This is a genomic window from Pantoea sp. AS-PWVM4, assembly GCF_000468095.1.
Classification (GTDB): domain Bacteria; phylum Pseudomonadota; class Gammaproteobacteria; order Enterobacterales; family Enterobacteriaceae; genus Pantoea; species Pantoea phytobeneficialis.
Window position 1 is genome coordinate 131937 of record NZ_ASZC01000003.1, and the last position, 16380, is coordinate 148316.

Annotated in this window: 18 protein-coding genes and 1 tRNA gene; 13 read left to right on the forward strand and 6 right to left on the reverse strand. The window is 53.3% G+C overall.

Annotated elements, in window-relative coordinates; genetic code table 11:
* Nucleotides 1-52 precede the first annotated feature (52 nt).
* Nucleotides 53-730: a PKHD-type hydroxylase YbiX gene (ybiX, locus tag L579_RS03200; protein ID WP_021182833.1), complete on the forward strand. Its 678-nt coding sequence runs from the start codon at nt 53-55 to the stop codon at nt 728-730.
* Between the two features lie 27 nt (nt 731-757).
* Here the strand turns inward: ybiX and L579_RS03205 are convergent, their stop codons facing one another.
* A complete protein-coding gene (locus L579_RS03205) occupies nt 758-1645 on the reverse strand; it encodes a LysR family transcriptional regulator (protein ID WP_021182834.1) in 888 nt (295 codons plus the stop codon).
* A 212-nt stretch (nt 1646-1857) separates the two neighbouring features.
* On the opposite strand from L579_RS03205, the gene L579_RS03210 reads away from it, so the two are divergent.
* The 5 genes from L579_RS03210 (at nt 1858) to aroD (ending at nt 7365) form a co-directional block, all read left to right on the forward strand.
* Nucleotides 1858-3345 (forward strand): UbiD family decarboxylase, encoded by a 1488-nt coding sequence (locus L579_RS03210; RefSeq protein WP_021182835.1) that lies wholly within the window; start codon nt 1858-1860, stop codon nt 3343-3345.
* Between the two features lie 9 nt (nt 3346-3354).
* The gene (locus L579_RS03215; RefSeq protein WP_021182836.1) at nt 3355-3975 is read left to right on the forward strand and encodes a UbiX family flavin prenyltransferase; all 621 of its coding nucleotides are present in this window, start codon (nt 3355-3357) and stop codon (nt 3973-3975) included.
* A complete protein-coding gene (locus L579_RS03220; RefSeq protein ID WP_021182837.1) occupies nt 3972-4691 on the forward strand; it encodes a DUF554 domain-containing protein in 720 nt (239 codons plus the stop codon). Before L579_RS03215 ends, L579_RS03220 begins: the two co-directional genes overlap by 4 nt.
* 108 nt (nt 4692-4799) lie before the next feature.
* Nucleotides 4800-6341 (forward strand): right-handed parallel beta-helix repeat-containing protein, encoded by a 1542-nt coding sequence (locus tag L579_RS03225; RefSeq protein WP_021182838.1) that lies wholly within the window; start codon nt 4800-4802, stop codon nt 6339-6341.
* Nucleotides 6342-6480: 139 nt separating this feature from the next.
* The gene (aroD, locus tag L579_RS03230; protein WP_021182839.1) at nt 6481-7365 is read left to right on the forward strand and encodes a type I 3-dehydroquinate dehydratase; all 885 of its coding nucleotides are present in this window, start codon (nt 6481-6483) and stop codon (nt 7363-7365) included.
* Between the two features lie 47 nt (nt 7366-7412).
* On the opposite strand, the gene L579_RS03235 is transcribed toward aroD, so the two are convergent.
* The 4 genes from L579_RS03235 to L579_RS03250 all read right to left on the reverse strand — a co-directional run bounded on the left by L579_RS03235 (nt 7413) and on the right by L579_RS03250 (nt 10720).
* Nucleotides 7413-8648, reverse strand: a complete 1236-nt coding sequence (locus L579_RS03235) for a carbohydrate porin (protein WP_235056561.1) — start codon at nt 8646-8648, stop codon at nt 7413-7415.
* 270 nt (nt 8649-8918) lie between these two features.
* Nucleotides 8919-8994: transfer RNA gene (locus tag L579_RS03240), tRNA-Asn, on the reverse strand.
* A 103-nt stretch (nt 8995-9097) separates the two neighbouring features.
* Nucleotides 9098-9874 carry a DgsA anti-repressor MtfA gene (gene mtfA / locus L579_RS03245; protein WP_021182841.1) on the reverse strand — a complete coding sequence of 259 codons (777 nt, stop codon included), beginning with the start codon at nt 9872-9874 and terminating at the stop codon, nt 9098-9100.
* Nucleotides 9875-10039: 165 nt separating this feature from the next.
* Nucleotides 10040-10720, reverse strand: a complete 681-nt coding sequence (locus tag L579_RS03250; protein WP_021182842.1) for a phage-related protein — start codon at nt 10718-10720, stop codon at nt 10040-10042.
* Between the two features lie 595 nt (nt 10721-11315).
* Between L579_RS03250 and L579_RS03255 the strand changes: the two genes are divergently transcribed.
* Together L579_RS03255 and L579_RS03260 are read left to right on the forward strand one after the other, a co-directional pair.
* Nucleotides 11316-12014: a phosphohydrolase gene (locus L579_RS03255; protein ID WP_021182843.1), complete on the forward strand. Its 699-nt coding sequence runs from the start codon at nt 11316-11318 to the stop codon at nt 12012-12014.
* Nucleotides 12015-12090: 76 nt separating this feature from the next.
* Nucleotides 12091-12342, forward strand: coding sequence for a hypothetical protein (locus tag L579_RS03260; RefSeq protein WP_021182844.1), 252 nt, complete (start codon nt 12091-12093; stop codon nt 12340-12342).
* 74 nt (nt 12343-12416) lie between these two features.
* Here the strand turns inward: L579_RS03260 and dcm are convergent, their stop codons facing one another.
* Nucleotides 12417-13820 (reverse strand): DNA (cytosine-5-)-methyltransferase, encoded by a 1404-nt coding sequence (gene dcm, locus L579_RS03265; protein ID WP_021182845.1) that lies wholly within the window; start codon nt 13818-13820, stop codon nt 12417-12419.
* A 143-nt stretch (nt 13821-13963) separates the two neighbouring features.
* On the opposite strand from dcm, the gene L579_RS03270 reads away from it, so the two are divergent.
* The 5 genes from L579_RS03270 to L579_RS03285 all read left to right on the forward strand — a co-directional run bounded on the left by L579_RS03270 (nt 13964) and on the right by L579_RS03285 (nt 16239).
* Nucleotides 13964-14440 (forward strand): very short patch repair endonuclease, encoded by a 477-nt coding sequence (locus L579_RS03270; RefSeq protein WP_021182846.1) that lies wholly within the window; start codon nt 13964-13966, stop codon nt 14438-14440.
* Nucleotides 14441-14509: 69 nt separating this feature from the next.
* Nucleotides 14510-14785, forward strand: a complete 276-nt coding sequence (locus tag L579_RS03275) for a hypothetical protein (RefSeq protein WP_021182847.1) — start codon at nt 14510-14512, stop codon at nt 14783-14785.
* A 10-nt stretch (nt 14786-14795) separates the two neighbouring features.
* Nucleotides 14796-15698 carry a DUF808 domain-containing protein gene (locus tag L579_RS03280; protein ID WP_021182848.1) on the forward strand — a complete coding sequence of 301 codons (903 nt, stop codon included), beginning with the start codon at nt 14796-14798 and terminating at the stop codon, nt 15696-15698.
* Between the two features lie 45 nt (nt 15699-15743).
* On the forward strand, nt 15744-15878 hold the full coding sequence (locus tag L579_RS24265; protein WP_021182849.1) for a hypothetical protein: 135 nt from the start codon (nt 15744-15746) through the stop codon (nt 15876-15878).
* Nucleotides 15879-16059: 181 nt separating this feature from the next.
* Nucleotides 16060-16239, forward strand: a complete 180-nt coding sequence (locus tag L579_RS03285) for a YodC family protein (RefSeq protein ID WP_021182850.1) — start codon at nt 16060-16062, stop codon at nt 16237-16239.
* The last annotated feature ends 141 nt before the right edge of the window (nt 16240-16380 follow it).

A 16380-nucleotide genomic window follows, 5' to 3' on the forward strand; every position in this document is an offset into this window, starting at 1 on the left:
CGCGCCGCTACGGCATGTGCCAGCTCCACTTCATTTAAGAGAGAACAACGCGATGATGTATCACATTCCTGCCGTGCTGACGCCGGAAGAGGTCGCCAGTTTCACCACGCTGCTGCAACAGGCCGAGTGGGTAGATGGCCGGGTAACGGTCGGCAGCCAGGGTGCCACCGTGAAAAATAACCAGCAGATCGACACCCGTACGCCGCTCTATGATCGGTTGCAGGCGGCAGTGTTGCAGGCATTGAACAACAACCCGCTGTTCTTTTCCGCCGCGTTACCACGCAGCATTTCCACACCGCTATTCAATCGTTATGAGCAGGGGGAAACCTACGGTTTTCATGTCGATGGGGCGGTGCGTCACAACGGCGCGGCAGGCTGGATGCGCACCGATCTTTCCGCCACGCTGTTCCTGTGCGAGCCAGAAAGCTATGACGGTGGCGAACTGGTGATTGAAGACACCTACGGCCAGCACAAGGTTAAACTGCCCGCCGGGCATCTGGTGTTGTATCCCTCCAGCAGCCTGCACTGCGTGACACCGGTGACGCGTGGCGCGCGTGTCGCATCATTCCTGTGGATTCAGTCGATGGTGCGCGATGACAAACAACGCGCGATGTTGTTTGAGCTGGACCGCAATATTCAGAGCCTGAAAGCGCGTCACGGCGACAGTGAAGAATTGCTGTCGCTGCTGAATATGTATCACAACCTGCTGCGTGGCTGGACCGAGGTGTAGCGGCGCGATTTATCGCGCTGTGAGTGCCTATTGTGTCAGCTCACGGGCAAACTGGATAAAGTCATGTAACGCCTTATTCTTTATCTCCCGCTGCCAGCTCATGGTCAGCGTTGAAGTGGCATGCTGATCCTGCAAAAAACAGTAGGCCACGTCGGGTATCATTACCGAACGCTGGGTTTCGGGTACCAGCGTGACCCCCATCCCCATCGACACCAGACCGATAGCCACCGAGACATCACGGGTGGGTTGGATTTTCTGTGGCACAAATCCCGCCTGCTGGCAGGCGTTCAGCGCTGACCAGCCCAGGCCAACCCCAGGCGGATCTTCCTGCATCAAAAAGGGTTCAGCAGCAAGTTGTGACAACGCAATGCGCGGCTGGGAAGCCAGCGGGTGGCGACGTGGGAGCACCGCAATCAACGGGCGGGTGGCGAGATCGAGATAGTCCAGATGATCATATCGTGGCACCGGTGAGCGAACCAGGGCGATATCTATTTGATTAGTTAACAGAAGTGTAAGCTGTTCGTGAACATTGCGTTCTTCAATCACGATATCAATGCCTGGTTTACGCTGGCGATAACCATTAATTAACAGCGTGAGTGCCGGGTCGAGTATCGAAGAACCGACGTAACCAAGCTTGATCTGCCCGCGATATCCCAGGCGTAAACTGCGCGCATTTTCGCGGAACTTGGTGTAATGACTGGATGCGATACGTGCCTCTTCCACCAGTTGCTCACCTTCAAACGTCAGCGCCACATGCCGCCGGTCACGGGTGAATAGCGCAAGATCCAGCTCCTTTTCCAGCGCCTTGATGTACTGACTCAGTGCCGGTTGAGCGATGTTCAGACGCAGTGCCGCCTTGCCAAAATGCAGCTCCTCCGCCAGTACGACAAAGGCGTGTAAATGTCGGTAATCCATCGATGTCCTCCTGATTTTTACTGATAATAACTCTTTATCAAAACGCCAGGTATTATTATTGGACTCTTATCAGTGATCCTCTAACACTGTGGGGGTAACGACGGGAGGTGCCGGTTCTATGCCACTGAATTCGCTCCTGTTGTTCTCAAGGTGTGCCAGCGCCTGTCTGCGCCGATGCATCACCGGTTACCACGACCAAGAGGGACATTGAGATGTCTGAGAAGCAAGTAAAAGTCACCGATTTACGTTCCGCGCTGGAGGTGTTAAGCCAGTACGATGATGAATTGATTTACACCGATGAACCTGTAGATCCGATCGCGGAATTATCCGGCGTTTACCGTTATGTCGGTGCACACGGCACGGTAAAACGTCCGACGCAAATCGGCCCGGCGATGATTTTCAACAAAATCAAAGGCTACAACGATATGCGCGTGCTTATCGGCCTGCTGTCTTCACGTAAACGTGTGGCTCGCCTGTTTGGCACCACACCGGAAAATCTGGCGTTTATGCTGAAAGATTCGGTCGCTAACCCGATCGCGCCGATTGTTATCCCGCGTGAACAAGCGGTATCTCAGGAAGTGGTGCATCTGGCCAGCGATCCGGACTTCGATATCCTGAAAATCCTGCCTGCGCCAACCAACACCCCGGAAGATGCCGGCCCTTATTTCACCCTCGGTATGTGTTACGCCGCCGACCCGGAAACCGGTGAACACGACGTCACCATCCATCGGCTGTGCGTGCAGAGCAAAGACGAAATCTCGATGTATTTCGTGCCAGGCCGTCACCTCGATACTTTCCGTCAGAAAGCTGAAGCGGCCGGTAAACCGCTGCCGATCTCTATCAGCATCGGTGTCGATCCGGCGATTGAGATTGGTGCTTGCTTTGAACCGCCAACAACGCCGCTGGGCTTTGATGAATTGTCGATTGCCGGCAGCCTGCGTAACCAGGCCGTTGAGTTAGCAGAATGTCTGACCGTGAAAGCACGCGCCATCGCCAATGCGGAAGTAGTGATTGAAGGTGAGTTGCTGCCAGGTGTACGTGTACGTGAAGACCAGAACACCAATTCCGGCAAAGCGATGCCTGAATTCCCCGGTTATACCGGTGCGGCACAGGCTCAGGTGCCGGTGATCAAAGTCAAAGCCATTACCCATCGTCGTTCACCGATTCTGCAAACCTGTATTGGCCCCAGCGATGAACACACCAATATGGCCGGTATCCCGACTGAAGCCAGTATTTTGCAGATGGTGGAACGCGCGCTGCCAGGTTTCGTGCAGACCGTACACTGCCCGACACCGGGCACCGGCAAATATCTGGCGGTGTTGCAGGTGAAAAAACGCACCCCGGCGGATGAAGGTCGTCAGCGTCAGGCGGCACTGCTGGCGTTCTCCGCCTTCTCTGAGCTGAAACATGTGATGCTGGTGGATGAAGACGTCGACGTGTTTGATATTAACGATGTGATCTGGGCGATGACCACCCGTTATCAGGGCGATGTCGATACCGTGTTTATTCCGGGTGTACGTTGCCATCCGCTTGATCCGTCCTCTGATCCGGCCTACAGCCCGTCAGTACGCGACCACGGTATTGCCTGCAAAACTATCTTTGACTGCACCGTGCCTTACCACCTGAAAGCTAACTTCCACCGCAGCGAATTCCTCGAAGTGGATGTGAATCGCTTTATCCCAGGTTTCAACAAAAAATAAGGAGGCAGCATGTCAGGGTCTGTCATTCGAAGCAGCGGTAAACCACGGGTTATTGTTGGCATTAGCGGAGCGTCTGGTTTTTCCTATGGCGTACAGGCATTGCGTTATTTACGTCAGTTGGAGGTGGAGAGCTATCTGGTGATCTCGCCAGCCGGGCACCTCAATCGCGAACATGAAACCGATCTTACTGCTGAAGATGTCGCGGAAATGGCCGATGTGGTTTATCCCATCCGTGCCGTCGGGGCCGCCATTGCCAGTGGTTCATTTCGCACCCTTGGCATGCTGGTGGCTCCATGTTCGATGCACACCCTGGCGGCTATCGCCAATGGCCTGACCGACAATCTGCTGACGCGTGCAGCCGATGTGGTGTTGAAAGAACGCCGTCGCCTGGTGTTAATGGTGCGGGAAACGCCGCTTCACTTGGGGCATATCCGTAATATGCAGCAGGCGACGGAATCCGGCGCGATTGTGTTTCCGCCGGTGCCCGCGCTTTATGCGCGGCCACAAACTGTTGAAGAGATAATTGCGCACAGCGTGGCGCGTGCTCTGGGGCTGATGGATCTGGATTGTGCCGATCTGCCGCGCTGGGGGGAAGACGTGACTTTAATGACCAGGAGTAATAAATCGTGATTATAGGACCCTATATTAATGGCTCTGCCGTGCTGATCGGCGGCATTGTCGGTGCGTTGCTCAGTTCGCGTCTGCCAGAACGCATCAGAACCTCGATGCCGCTGATCTTCGGTGCAGCCTCCATGTGTATGGGGATTGTGCTGGTGGTGAAAGTCAGCCATATGCCGGTGATGGTGTTATCGGTGATCCTGGGGGCGTTGCTGGGTGAGTTGTGTTATCTGGAAAAAGGTATCGGTAAGCTCGGCAGCAAAGCGCGTGGCCTGGTCGAGATGTTCGTCAGTTCCGGCGAACAGGATAAGGAGTCGCAGGAACAGTTCCTGCAAAGTTATGTGGCGATCATCGTGCTGTTTTGCGCCAGCGGCACCGGGATTTTCGGTTCGATGCATGAAGGGATGACCGGCGACACCAGCGTCCTGATTGCAAAATCCTTTCTCGACTTGTTTACCGCCGCGATTTTTGCCACGTCGCTCGGTTTCGCGGTGGCGGTGGTTGCGGTGCCTCAGCTGATTATTCAGCTACTGCTCGCCTATGGTGCGGTGTTTATCCTGCCGTTAACCACGCCCGCCATGCAGGCTGATTTCTCGGCGGTTGGCGGCGTATTAATGTTCGCCACAGGCTTTCGCATTTGCGGCATTAAAATCTTCCCGGTCGCCAATATGTTGCCTGCTCTGGTGCTGGCGATGCCAATCTCTTCTTTATGGACCAGCTTCTTTTAAATCAGGAGGGTAAAAAACAATTATATCGGGGATGGAAAAGTCATTAAACCAGGGGCCGGAAAGTAACGGTGTTTATTTCCGGCTACTTTAGTCAGATCGGAATTCATCATGATTAAAAATAACATTGCCTGTGCAATAGCGTTGCTATTGCCATTGGCTTCGCACGCCGCAGATAACGCAACACAAGGTATTGAAGTATTACGGGTGACGTCTCCTGCCGATGATGGCAGCCAGGGCACGCTGCGCTGGGCGCTGGAAAAAAATAACCACAATCCCGGACATTATCGTATTGAATTACACTCCGCCAACAACCAGCCACTGATTATCAAACCTAATAAACCATTACCGGAAATTAAAGGTCCGGTAGAAATTATTAACACCGATTTCCTTAAACAAGGGAAATATGTCGCCATCGACGGTTCTGGATATATTAAAGGTGTAGACCCGCAATCCTGCCCCGGTGCCGTCCCAGGCCAGTACGGTGCGAATGTGCGTACCACGACCATGCCGGGTCTGGTGCTGCGCGATACCCATGATGTCACCCTGCAAGGGGTTGAAGTGCGTAATTTCTGTATCGGGATTCTGGTGAATCGCGCCAAAAACAACGTGATTGAAGATAACCGCATCGTCGGTAATCATGGCGGTGCCGGTATTATGTTGACCGGGGATGATGGCAAGGGTAACTCGACCGCCACCACCACCGAGCGTAATAAAATTATCCGCAATACTTTTATTAATAATGGTGATGCGATGGAAGCCACCCGTGGCGCCTCGTTTAACCTGATTGCGGATAACTTTGTCACCACCGACAACGTACATAACCAGGAACCTTCACAGGGGTTGGAGATGCTGTGGGGGAATGACAACGAAGTGATTCATAATCATTTTGAAAATTACTCCGACGGCGTACAGCTCAATTGGGGAAATCGCAACTATATTGCCGATAATACCTTCACCAATCTCTCTTCTGCGGTGACATTAAGTGGGACGGGCAACGTGGTGGCCGGGAATACCATGATCGGCAATCGGGTGGCGGTTTCCGTGCGTCCACAGGGTGAACCCGGTAAAAACGGCAGCTTTGGCATTAATCGGATTACCGGGCCAGCCGTGAACCGGATCACTGAAAATATTATGGTCGACAACGGCAAAGACATTAAACGTTGCTTTGCCGGTGGGAGCTGCCTGCCAGGTTATGCCGGTGCCATTGTATTTAATGTGCCTGGCCTCGAACATGCGGCCTTTATCGGTAATCGTGGCGGTGGTATCAGCAATGACACCAGCAAGCTGGAAAAAATCTGCGCCATTGATGGTAACGTGGCTGGATGTGAAGCAACGCCGAATAAAGATCAGCCTGCGCCGGTCATTACCCGGGTCGTGCGTGACCAGCAGACGCTAACCATCGATGGCAGCGTGAAAGGGGAGGCCAATACTGCCTACCGCATTGAGTTTTTCTCCAACAGCAAAGCAACGATGGACGAAGCGGAGCATTTCCTCGGCTATCAGATGGTTGCCATTGATGCACAGGGTAACGGCACTATCCATTATCAAACCCCGCTGAGCGCGGATTTAGCGGTGGCAAATGTGACATCCACTGCCACCACCGATGACGGTGCTACTTCACCTTTAAGTAAGCCTGCCCCCATGCAATAACCCATTCCTGAGCGAGCTGCGACACAGCATTACCTGACGGCATTCATCTGCAACTAAAAAAATAAACCGACCGGAAAGAGACAGCCTCGCAGCTGATCTCGTCCAGTCAGGTGTGTCATTAGCGAAACAGGAACTCCCCATGAATTTGCATAAAAGTGTATTAGCGATTTCTTTGCTGCTGGCCTTGCCAGGTGTGACCAGCGCCATTGCCGCCACCAGCGCACCGGCTGCGGCCGTCAACGTACGACACGCACAACCCATCACCATTCGCCAGACCACCATTGGCGAAGGGATGCCGAAAGTCATCATCCCGACCACCGGCGCGACAGCCGACCAGGTTCTGGCGCAGGCCAAAGTTATCGGCGCGAACCCGGATGCCGATTTGATTGAATACCGTATTGATTATCTGAATTTCGCCACCGATGCCGCGCAAGTTGGCGCATTGGGCAAACAGGTTGCGGCTGAAGTGCAGGGTAAACCCCTTATCCTGACCTTCCGTACGCAGTCTGAAGGTGGCGCGAAAGCCATCAGCGATAAGGCGTATGGCAAGCTCTATCTGGCGCTGATTAAAGATCACTTTATCGATATTCTCGATGTGGAGATGTTCCGCGATCCGGCAGTGATCCACCAGGTGGTCACCGCTGCCCATGCCGCCGGAATTAAAGTGGTGATGTCCAGCCATGATTTCCAGAAAACCCCGGCCACCAGCGAGATCGTTGCTCGTCTGCGTAAGCAGGACAGCATGGGCGCAGATATCCTGAAAATTGCGGTGATGCCACATGATTCAGGTGATGTGGTGAAACTGATGGATGCTACGGCGCAGATCCGCAATGACTACTCGCGTAAACCGTTGCTGACGATGTCGATGGGCGGCCTGGGGGCGATTTCCCGGCTTTCCGGGGAAGTGTTTGGTGATGACCTGACCTTTGGCATGATTGGTACGGCGTCTGCACCGGGACAGGTGGATGCGGCACAGTTGCATCAGGTATTGAAAACGGTTGATGTGGCGCTGAACGGCCATTAATCCCCTGCAATTATGCCTTCCGCAAGCTCTGCGGAAGGCATTCTGTTTTAGAACTTCACTTTAACCTGCACACCCGCAACCCAGGTATCTTTGATCTCTTTATTCGAGAAGGCACCCGGTTCTTTGATGTACTGCACGCTCGGGCGTACCGACAGCCACGGCGTTGCTTGCAGGGTATAGGTCATCTCAACCAGCTGTTCGCCAATATCCAGACCATTTACCATTTCTGCGTCGGCTAATTCGCCTTTGGCGCGCAGACTGTCAACGGCATTATCACGACTGTGCTGGTTGTACACCGCACGACCATAACCAATGGCAATCGCATCATGCGGACGCGCTGCAAACGGTCCATTCAATACCAAACCGGCCGAGTACCAGTGACGGAACGGCGAGGTGGCGGCATCGGTGGTGGTGGCCTGACCAAACATATGCAGGTTCTGGCTGCGCAGCGAAGTGGACTGCCAAATGGTCTGGTCGGCTAGCAGGTAGGCACCCCAGCGTTTATCAGCACGGCGATCGGGCTGGTCGATACGTGCGACGTTGGAACTGTCGTAGTAGTAACCGAGTTTGTACTGACCGGGTAACTCACCCTGTAAGTTGTAGATCAACTCGACCGGGACGATATAGCCGGTGGTGCCCGGTGCAAAGGGTTTAAACGCACGGGACGATTCGCTGTTCTGTTCCGGGTTAACGTTAAATACCGCCGTTTGCAGCGCCCAGCTGTCATTGAAGCTGTACTTTAACTCACCGCCGAGGTGGGCGTTGGGGTAGTTACCCCAGCCGCTGCCACCTGACATCGACAGCGGGTGAGCACAGAAGCCTGCGTTCATAAAGTTGGTCAGAATTGACAGGCTGCCGAAATCATTCCCCATAGCCAGCCAGCCCAGCTTGTACTGCAACTGTGGGGTGAAGAGATAATTGGCGTAGCTCAGTTCGCTCAGGCGAGTATATTCGCCGCCATACGCTTCCTGAATTGGCAGACGGTTGCCGACCAGATCCGCCGAGGTGCTGCGTCCACGACGATCGTTGATTGACAGCTGGACCGTACCGGCGTGCTCCGCATTGAACAGACGGTTCAAATCAAAGGTGGCACCCAGACGAATCTGCTGAGCGTAGCGTGTGCCATAAGACTGGCCGCCGCTCAACACGCCTGCGGTTTCTGAGACATAGTCGCCGGTTAAGTTAACGCCGTGCTGGGCGAGATCGCTCCGTGCGCCATCCCAGTCACCGGTCAGGGTGTCCTGGTGGAAGAAGTCGGTAGCTTGTGCGGCAGGTACTGCCAAAGCGCAAAGGAGGGCGACAGGCAATAGCCTGATTTTAAAACAAATGGTTTTCATGGTGTAAGTGGTAGAAAGTTAATAAGCACGCTTATTGTACCTCCTGGTACGTTTTTGATCGTGTGCTTATTGACGCTTCCTGACAAACCAAGTGTTTCTGGATTTTACGAGCGGGTGGCGGCGCGATTTATCGCACAGGTTTTCAAAAAAGCGCGATAAATCGCGCCGCTACAGACAAAAAAAAAGCAGCCTTTTCAGGCTGCTCTTCTTCGAATTTGGCTCCTCTGACTGGACTCGAACCAGTGACATACGGATTAACAGTCCGCCGTTCTACCGACTGAACTACAGAGGAATCGTTGGAACGAGGCGCATATTAATGGGCAGTGCCGGAGCTGTCAACAGCTAAAAATACATTTGTATTCAACTGGCTAGCATTAATACAAAGCGATCACGCTTTAAGCAATTTCCGGGCGCGTGGCGGCTAAACGCGCTTGGGGGTCCTGACGATAGAATTGTTGCAGATGGCGGTACATAGCGGGAAAACGCTCTGCCAGTAAATCCGGTGCGCTAAAGAAATATTCGGAGAGGACGGCAAAGCACTCGGCGGGATCGCTGGCGGCGTAGGGATCGATGGTGGCGGCTTGTTCACCCACCAACTCCACTTCAGCTTCGATCTCCTCCATCGCCTGAAGTAAATCTTTTTCCCAACTGGCGACATCACGCAGGGCAATGGCCGGGACACCGCTGGTGTAACCGCTGCCGCGTGCATCCAGTTTATGTGCGACTTCATGGATCACCAGGTTATAGCCGGAGAGATCAAACGAATCCTGGATATCCAGCGCATTTAACACCACTGGCCCCTGGGTCCAGCTCTGTCCGGCGTGCACTGCCGCCGCCTGATGCACCAGGCCGCTGTCATCTTGCCAGTGGTCATCGACGTTGAAGGGCTCGGGGTAGATCAAAATTTCATGGAAGCCATCAAGCCATTCCAGGCCGAGCTTCAACACTGGCAGGCAAAATAGCAACGCCAGTCGGGCGGTACGCAGTTCGTCGAGTTGCAACGCCTGCAATGGCGTGATTTTTTTTTGTTGCAGGAAGCGCTGTGCCAAAGCGATGAGGCTGGCTTGCTCGTTTTCGTCAAGCAGAGAGAAAATAGGTTGTGCCAGCGCTTGTTGCCACGGCAGCGCTGCGACTGAAGTTTCTACCTGCGCGTGCCACGGCCATTTGAACATCGCATCACTCACTCTTCAGGGCGTAAGACGGTATCCTCGCGCGGTACAGCGAAAATTACCAGCGCAGAATCAAAGCTGTCTATTCAACCTGTTAGTAAGAATTTTGTCTGTGACTGAGATTGCAAAGGTGAGAGGTTTACCCCTCACCTCTGCCGGAGAGAGGACTTACCCTTCACGCTCCACACGCTGGAACTCGATCACCCATACCCACGGGTTCACTTCCCAACTGGTGGCACCGTATTGTTTCTGCCACGCCTTGCGATAGGCCTCTTTAGGCGACTCGGAGTTCATATTCATGGTGAAGAAGTTATTCAGGAAGTGCGAGTCGGTCTGCACGCCTTCTGCCATGATGTCGTCTTCACTGATGTCCTGAATCTTCTCGGCGCGAACGGAGGTGATCTCAAGATCAATACGGCTGGCCCAGCGTGGCATATGGATGGCCGTCTGCCAGCCAAATTGCTCGGCATCTTGCAAATTGTCATCCTGCTGCCCCAGCTCATTGCTGTCGGCGCGATACTGACAATACACCGGGTCGCGGAAGGGGAGTGGCTCGCGTTCATACTCTGCCAACTGTTCCTCCGGCACGATCGGACCACGCCAGGTTTCGCGCACCCAGAGACGATCGCCGGGTTTACCATAGGGGCAGTGATAACTGATGTCTGACATCGACATCAGTTTATAGCCGTGCAGATGGTTTGCACTGACGTCAAATGCGTGTACGCCTTCGTGATGATCCTGACCAGGGCCGAAAGCCTGAGTCTTCATAATGCGCCGGGTCTGTGTTTGCTGGCCAACCAGCAGGGCGCGGACCCGCTGTTCGGAAAAAAGAATCGGCCGTTCTTTCATGATTTACCTCTTGTTGTGTTACCAACCCGGAGAATTTGCTGAACCATCCGCGTCCACGGATGTGCAGAATTAGCATAATGGGTTTAAATCAATTTGCTTAATAATTTGTCGCCTTATAGTCAGGCATTCAGTGCGTATTCAGTTTTAAAAATGGCTCACAAGCAAAAAACGTGCTTGATTGGATGCAATGGAAAAACAAAATCGCATTTTTCTCAGATACAGTACGTTATAACGGACACAATGGGAACTCTTTCAGAATATGTCGTGGGTGATCGGTTGACCGACGGGTTTTAAGCTAGCGAGTTAAACCAGAATTAATCCGTTACACACTATTTCTGCATGGCTTTAAAACATTATCACTGCTAAACAGAGTCGTTTAACTGAAACGAGGATGAGGAAATACCGAAAACGCGCGTGGTGCTGGGAAAGTGCTGTTAACAGCGCTATAACAGGATCAGGATCGCATTTTTTCGCAGTTGATTATGCAGGAGGAGTGTAAAGAAAGTGTCATCACCGGGCCGCTATGATGTTTGCAGGAGTAGCACGCTCGTCATTGACGGCGGTGCTTTATAACAGCAATAACAGGAGAAGCACGATGTCGCTAACAGGCTGGCAAAACCGTTTCGAAAACTGGTTGCAGCAGAACTGGCTGCATGATGATAAAGCCCATGATATCGCCCACCTGCGCCGTGTCTGGATGAGCGCGGCACGCATTATGCAAAATAGCGATGCCGATGCGCTGGTGGTGCTGACCGCTTGCTACTTTCATGATGTTGTCAACTTACCGAAAAACCACCCGGAACGTCATCTGGCCTCAACTTACGCCGCTGAAGAGACGCGCCGCATTCTGCAACAAGACTTCCCGGACTTTCCGGCTGACCACATAGATGCTGTCGCGCATGCCGTGCAGGCGCACAGTTTCAGCGCCGCGATCGCGCCACAAACCCTTGAGGCGAAGATTGTGCAAGACGCCGACCGCCTGGAGTCACTGGGTGCCATTGGTCTGGCGCGGGTATTTTATACTGCCGGTGCGCTGGGACGCCCGCTGTTCGACAGCGACGATCCTCTGGGCAAAGATCGTGAGTTGAATGATGTGCACTGGACGCTGGATCACTTCCAGAAGAAGTTATTACGCCTGCCTGAAACTATGCAAACCGAAGCGGGACGCCAACTGGCGGAACACAATGCCGACTTCCTGGTGCGCTATATGGCAAAACTGTGCGCGGAGCTTCAGGGCAACCTGACCTCGATGGACGAATCGGTGTTGAGGGATTTCAGTCCCCTACACGTCTAATATTAAATTTTTATGACAGCCTGTTAACTTTCGGCATCTTCCGCTACGTTGATGAAAATCAATAAGGAGTAACACGATGACCGAGACCGTTAATTTAACGATTAAGATTGATCCTGCGCTGAAAGAACACATCAAACAACTGGCTCTGGACAACCAAATTTCTATGAGTCAGGAAATTGTGAATCGCTTGCAGGCGAGCCTACAGACTCCGGCGCAGGATGCGATCGACAATCAGGACACAGCAGAAGCGGTAACCGATCAACTGAGTGCTGCTGAACTGAAACAGATTCGCGCGCTGTTGAAGAAGCAGGGCAAGAAAAAGAAATAAAACAAAAACCCGTCAACTGACGGGTTTTTTCTTCCGCGTTTTCCAGTCTGAACCGCTGTGCCCGCTGCCCGAAATCACTTCATGTTGCGGGTGTATTGTTCGATCAATGGCAACAGCAGTTGCGCTACAGCAGCAAACACCGGCACCACTACCGAATTGCCAAACTGTTTATAGGCCTGGGTATCGGACACCGGAATGCGGAAGCGCGTTTCACCCGGTGCTTCAAATCCCATCAGCCGCGCGCATTCGCGTGGTGTTAAACGACGTGGGCGGCGTGACATATTGTCCGGCTGATGAAAGTCCTGCTCGCCCAGCGCACGGTCCCAACCTCGATCAATAAGAATTTCCGAACCGTCTTTGTAATAGCGAGCCGACAGGGTGCGCACGCAAACCGACGGATTACGCGCATCGTTCAGACCGAAACCAAAGCCGTTCCCCTTGGCTTTGTGTTTTTTGGCGTATTGGTAAAGGTAGTTCCACAGTACCGGTGACAACGTATATTTGGCATCAGGCTGGGGTTCCAGCAAGCTACTGAGCGTCGGGACTTTTTTGGGATAGAGTGCGGGTAAGGCGCGCAGAGAAAATCCCTCGCTCAGATGGGTGTCGCGACGGATACCCACCAACACAATACGCTCACGATGTTGCGGCAGAAAATGGCGTGCATCGATGATTTTGGCATCGGCCAGTCCCGCGTTATCCGCATCGGCCACGTCATAGCCCAGCTCATCCAGCGTCGCCATAATAATGGCGAAGGTGCGTCCTTTGTCGTGACTTTTCAGGTTCTTCACGTTTTCCAGCACGAAGAACGGCGGCTTTTTCGCCGCCAGAATGCGTGCCACATCGAAGAATAAGGTTCCCTGTGCCTCACACTCGAAACCGTGCGCCCGGCCCAGGGCATTCTTTTTACTCACACCGGCCAGCGAGAAGGGCTGGCAGGGGAAACCTGCCAGTAGCACCTGATGGTCAGGGATTGTGCGATCAATATGTTGATAGATGGCCTGCTCATCACTCAGACCGGCCGGTTGCGTTACCTGGCGAATATCGCTGTTGAAGCGATGTTGCTGCGGATCGCAATAGTGGTTGGCCTTGTAGGTCCGCACCGCTTCTTTATTCCATTCACTGGTAAAGACGCACTGGCCGCCAATCTGTTCAAAGCCACGGCGAATGCCGCCAATACCGGCAAACAGATCGACAAACTGAAAACGAGGCGCGTCATAATGCGCGGGACGAGCGGGTAATAACGCCTGCAAACTGGCAACTTCCGCGCTGCTTAACGCCGGTGCTGCGCTCTTTCCCTGACGAATACGGTTGAGACGGGGCACGCTCCAGTCGCGACCACCGGCGTCGCTCAGCGTGCTCACAAGGTCGCGTGCGGCGTAAATCGCCAGCACTTGCAACAACAGCGTGGTGGCATCGTCAGTGGCGGAAACAGTGAGTGGGGAGGGTGAGGCAGTCGCGGCGGTCTCTTCGGCGTGCATGCGTTTTTCCTTAACAGTGAAGCGGCTATGCTACCACTCCTCACGCTATGAAGAAATTGGCCCGACGTGCCGGTAGTGAATGCGGCTTTCGCTTTTGCCCCAAACCGCTAAAGTTGAAGGAGCCACAAGAAAAAGGAAAGGTTATGGCCGACGTCCATTCTCGTGATGTTCGTAGCAAGAATATGCGTGCAATTCGTACTCAGGATACGGCGATTGAACAGCGTATTGCGTTGATATTAAAAGACCGTGGATTTACCTATCGGGTGCAGGATAAAGCATTAGCTGGTCGACCTGATTTTGTCGTCCCGGCCCAGCAGGCGATTATTTTTGTTCACGGCTGCTTCTGGCATCGTCATCATTGCTATCTGTTCAAAATGCCTGCTACGCGTACCGAATTCTGGGCCGGTAAAATTAACAGTAATGTCGAACGGGATCGGCGCTACATTCAGCAGTTGCAGGAGAGCGGCTGGAAGGTGCTGATCGTCTGGGAATGTGCGTTACGTGGCAAGCTGCGCCTTGAGGACGAGGCGTTAATTGAACGACTGGAGGAGTGGCTGTTGGCCGCCAGTCACAGCGGTGAAATCGATCATGCAGGTTTGCATCATTATCGCGGCGTATAAGGCAGATTGTTGCTTTTACTCGCTATAACGGTTTAGATCACTCCTTTCTCTGGGACGCGGAACATAGCCATGAGCAGCATAAAACTGACGGTCAAACGCCTGTACCAACTTCGTGACGAACGGATGGTCAACACCCGAGCCACCGCCCGGATCTATCTGGGTGATACGCTGGTCGCCACCGAAGAGATTACGGGTATGACGGAAAGTCCGGTGAGTAAATATTTGCATGCCGGGGATGTGGCGGGGCAGCCGTTACGCGTTGAGTGGGATTGTGCGGGCATCGCCGATATGTCAGTGACGGCGGTCGAGCGTTGCCCCTGTTGTCAGGATCACGAACAGGAATAAGGAAAACATTTTGGCAGGAACCAGCTTACTGACGCTTCTGGATGATATTGCCACCTTGCTTGATGACATCTCCATGATGGGCAAAGTGGCCGCAAAAAAAACCGCCGGGGTATTGGGTGACGATCTGTCCCTGAATGCGCAACAGGTTACCGGCGTAAAAGCCAATCGCGAATTGCCGGTGGTGTGGGCGGTGGCGAAAGGCTCCTTTATTAACAAATTGATCCTCGTGCCGCTGGCGCTGTTGATTTCAGCTTTTGCGCCCTGGCTGATTACGCCGTTGCTGATGATTGGCGGGGCGTATCTCTGCTTTGAGGGCGTGGAGAAGGTGTTGCACAGCCTCAACCACGATAAAGCCGAGCAAAGCCCGGAAGCCCGTCAGCAGCGTCTTGAGCAACTGGCGCAACAGGATCCAAAGACATTTGAGAAGGATAAAGTGAAAGGTGCGGTACGTACCGACTTTATTCTTTCGGCCGAAATTGTTGCCATCACATTGGGCATCGTGGCGGAAGCGCCGTTGCTCAATCAGGTAATGGTGCTGGCGGGTATCGCCATTCTGGTGACGGTGGGGGTGTATGGCATCGTTGCCGGGATTGTGAAAATCGACGATCTCGGATACTGGCTGCGGGAAAAATCATCCACGCTGGCGCAGGCGGTGGGGGGATTGTTGTTAGCCGCTGCCCCGATATTGATGAAAATTCTGTCGGTGGTGGGTACCCTGGCGATGTTCCTGGTGGGGGGCGGTATTGTCATTCACGGGATTACGCCGTTGCACCATGCGATTGAGGCGTACAGCGCGGGTTTTAACCCGTTGGTCTCGGCGCTGCTCAGCAACGGCGCCAACCTGGTACTGGGCTTTTTGATTGGGTCGATCGTGCTGTTGGTGGTGAATCTGATTGCCAAAGTGCGTGGATAAAGACTATAAAGCGCAGGAAATTTCAAATCACGGGTCAGGAGAACGATGATGAACGACGATATGTTTGAATTTGATATCGATGCACAGCTGGAACAGGCTGAAGCGAAAGCGGCGGAGAAAGCACGCGAAGTCCCGACCGATCTGAGCGACGAAGCTGATTGCGAAGGTTGTAAAATCTGATTTTCCCACCCGGGAAAGCATTTCAAAGCGGATAATAATTTTTATCCGCTTTTTTTATTTTCCGCATATTTAACTGCTTATTCCTAAATTGCAGTAGTAATCACAATCTCTTATAGGCAAAAACCCCCCGCGCCTGCTATACCTGATGAAGTTCATTCAACGGGTAGAAGGGAGGGCGCGTATGACCTTTGCGATCAGTGACGAAGTTCAGCACAAACAGGGTGGACCCACTATGGTGGTGACCGGCTATGCCAGCGGAATGGTAGAGTGTCGTTGGTATGATGGCTACAGCGTGCGCCGTGAGGCATTCCATAGTGATGAGCTCTGTCACTTATCTGCCGCGCGCCAGCTGGCCAGCTAATAGCTGAGATGAATACGTAGCGGCACGTTTTATCGCGCGACTTTTTCTGCACCCTGCACGAAATTGCGCGATAAATCGCGCCGCTACCGATCCCCGTCTGTACGATCTTTCCCCGGCTGGCTACACTGTTTTCATTCGCCT

What these genes read in the sequence shown, in the direction of transcription:
- ybiX (WP_021182833.1), top strand. Translation starts at nt 53, where the DNA reads ATGATGTATCACATTCCTGCCGTGCTGACGCCGGAAGAGGTCGCCAGT.
- L579_RS03225 (WP_021182838.1), top strand. Translation starts at nt 4,800, where the DNA reads ATGATTAAAAATAACATTGCCTGTGCAATAGCGTTGCTATTGCCATTG.
- L579_RS03210 (WP_021182835.1), top strand. Translation starts at nt 1,858, where the DNA reads ATGTCTGAGAAGCAAGTAAAAGTCACCGATTTACGTTCCGCGCTGGAG.
- aroD (WP_021182839.1), top strand. Translation starts at nt 6,481, where the DNA reads ATGAATTTGCATAAAAGTGTATTAGCGATTTCTTTGCTGCTGGCCTTG.
- L579_RS03250 (WP_021182842.1), bottom strand. Translation starts at nt 10,720, where the DNA reads ATGAAAGAACGGCCGATTCTTTTTTCCGAACAGCGGGTCCGCGCCCTG.
- L579_RS03260 (WP_021182844.1), top strand. Translation starts at nt 12,091, where the DNA reads ATGACCGAGACCGTTAATTTAACGATTAAGATTGATCCTGCGCTGAAA.
- L579_RS24265 (WP_021182849.1), top strand. Translation starts at nt 15,744, where the DNA reads ATGATGAACGACGATATGTTTGAATTTGATATCGATGCACAGCTGGAA.
- L579_RS03270 (WP_021182846.1), top strand. Translation starts at nt 13,964, where the DNA reads ATGGCCGACGTCCATTCTCGTGATGTTCGTAGCAAGAATATGCGTGCA.
- L579_RS03255 (WP_021182843.1), top strand. Translation starts at nt 11,316, where the DNA reads ATGTCGCTAACAGGCTGGCAAAACCGTTTCGAAAACTGGTTGCAGCAG.
- dcm (WP_021182845.1), bottom strand. Translation starts at nt 13,820, where the DNA reads ATGCACGCCGAAGAGACCGCCGCGACTGCCTCACCCTCCCCACTCACT.
- L579_RS03215 (WP_021182836.1), top strand. Translation starts at nt 3,355, where the DNA reads ATGTCAGGGTCTGTCATTCGAAGCAGCGGTAAACCACGGGTTATTGTT.
- L579_RS03205 (WP_021182834.1), bottom strand. Translation starts at nt 1,645, where the DNA reads ATGGATTACCGACATTTACACGCCTTTGTCGTACTGGCGGAGGAGCTG.
- mtfA (WP_021182841.1), bottom strand. Translation starts at nt 9,874, where the DNA reads ATGTTCAAATGGCCGTGGCACGCGCAGGTAGAAACTTCAGTCGCAGCG.
- L579_RS03275 (WP_021182847.1), top strand. Translation starts at nt 14,510, where the DNA reads ATGAGCAGCATAAAACTGACGGTCAAACGCCTGTACCAACTTCGTGAC.
- L579_RS03285 (WP_021182850.1), top strand. Translation starts at nt 16,060, where the DNA reads ATGACCTTTGCGATCAGTGACGAAGTTCAGCACAAACAGGGTGGACCC.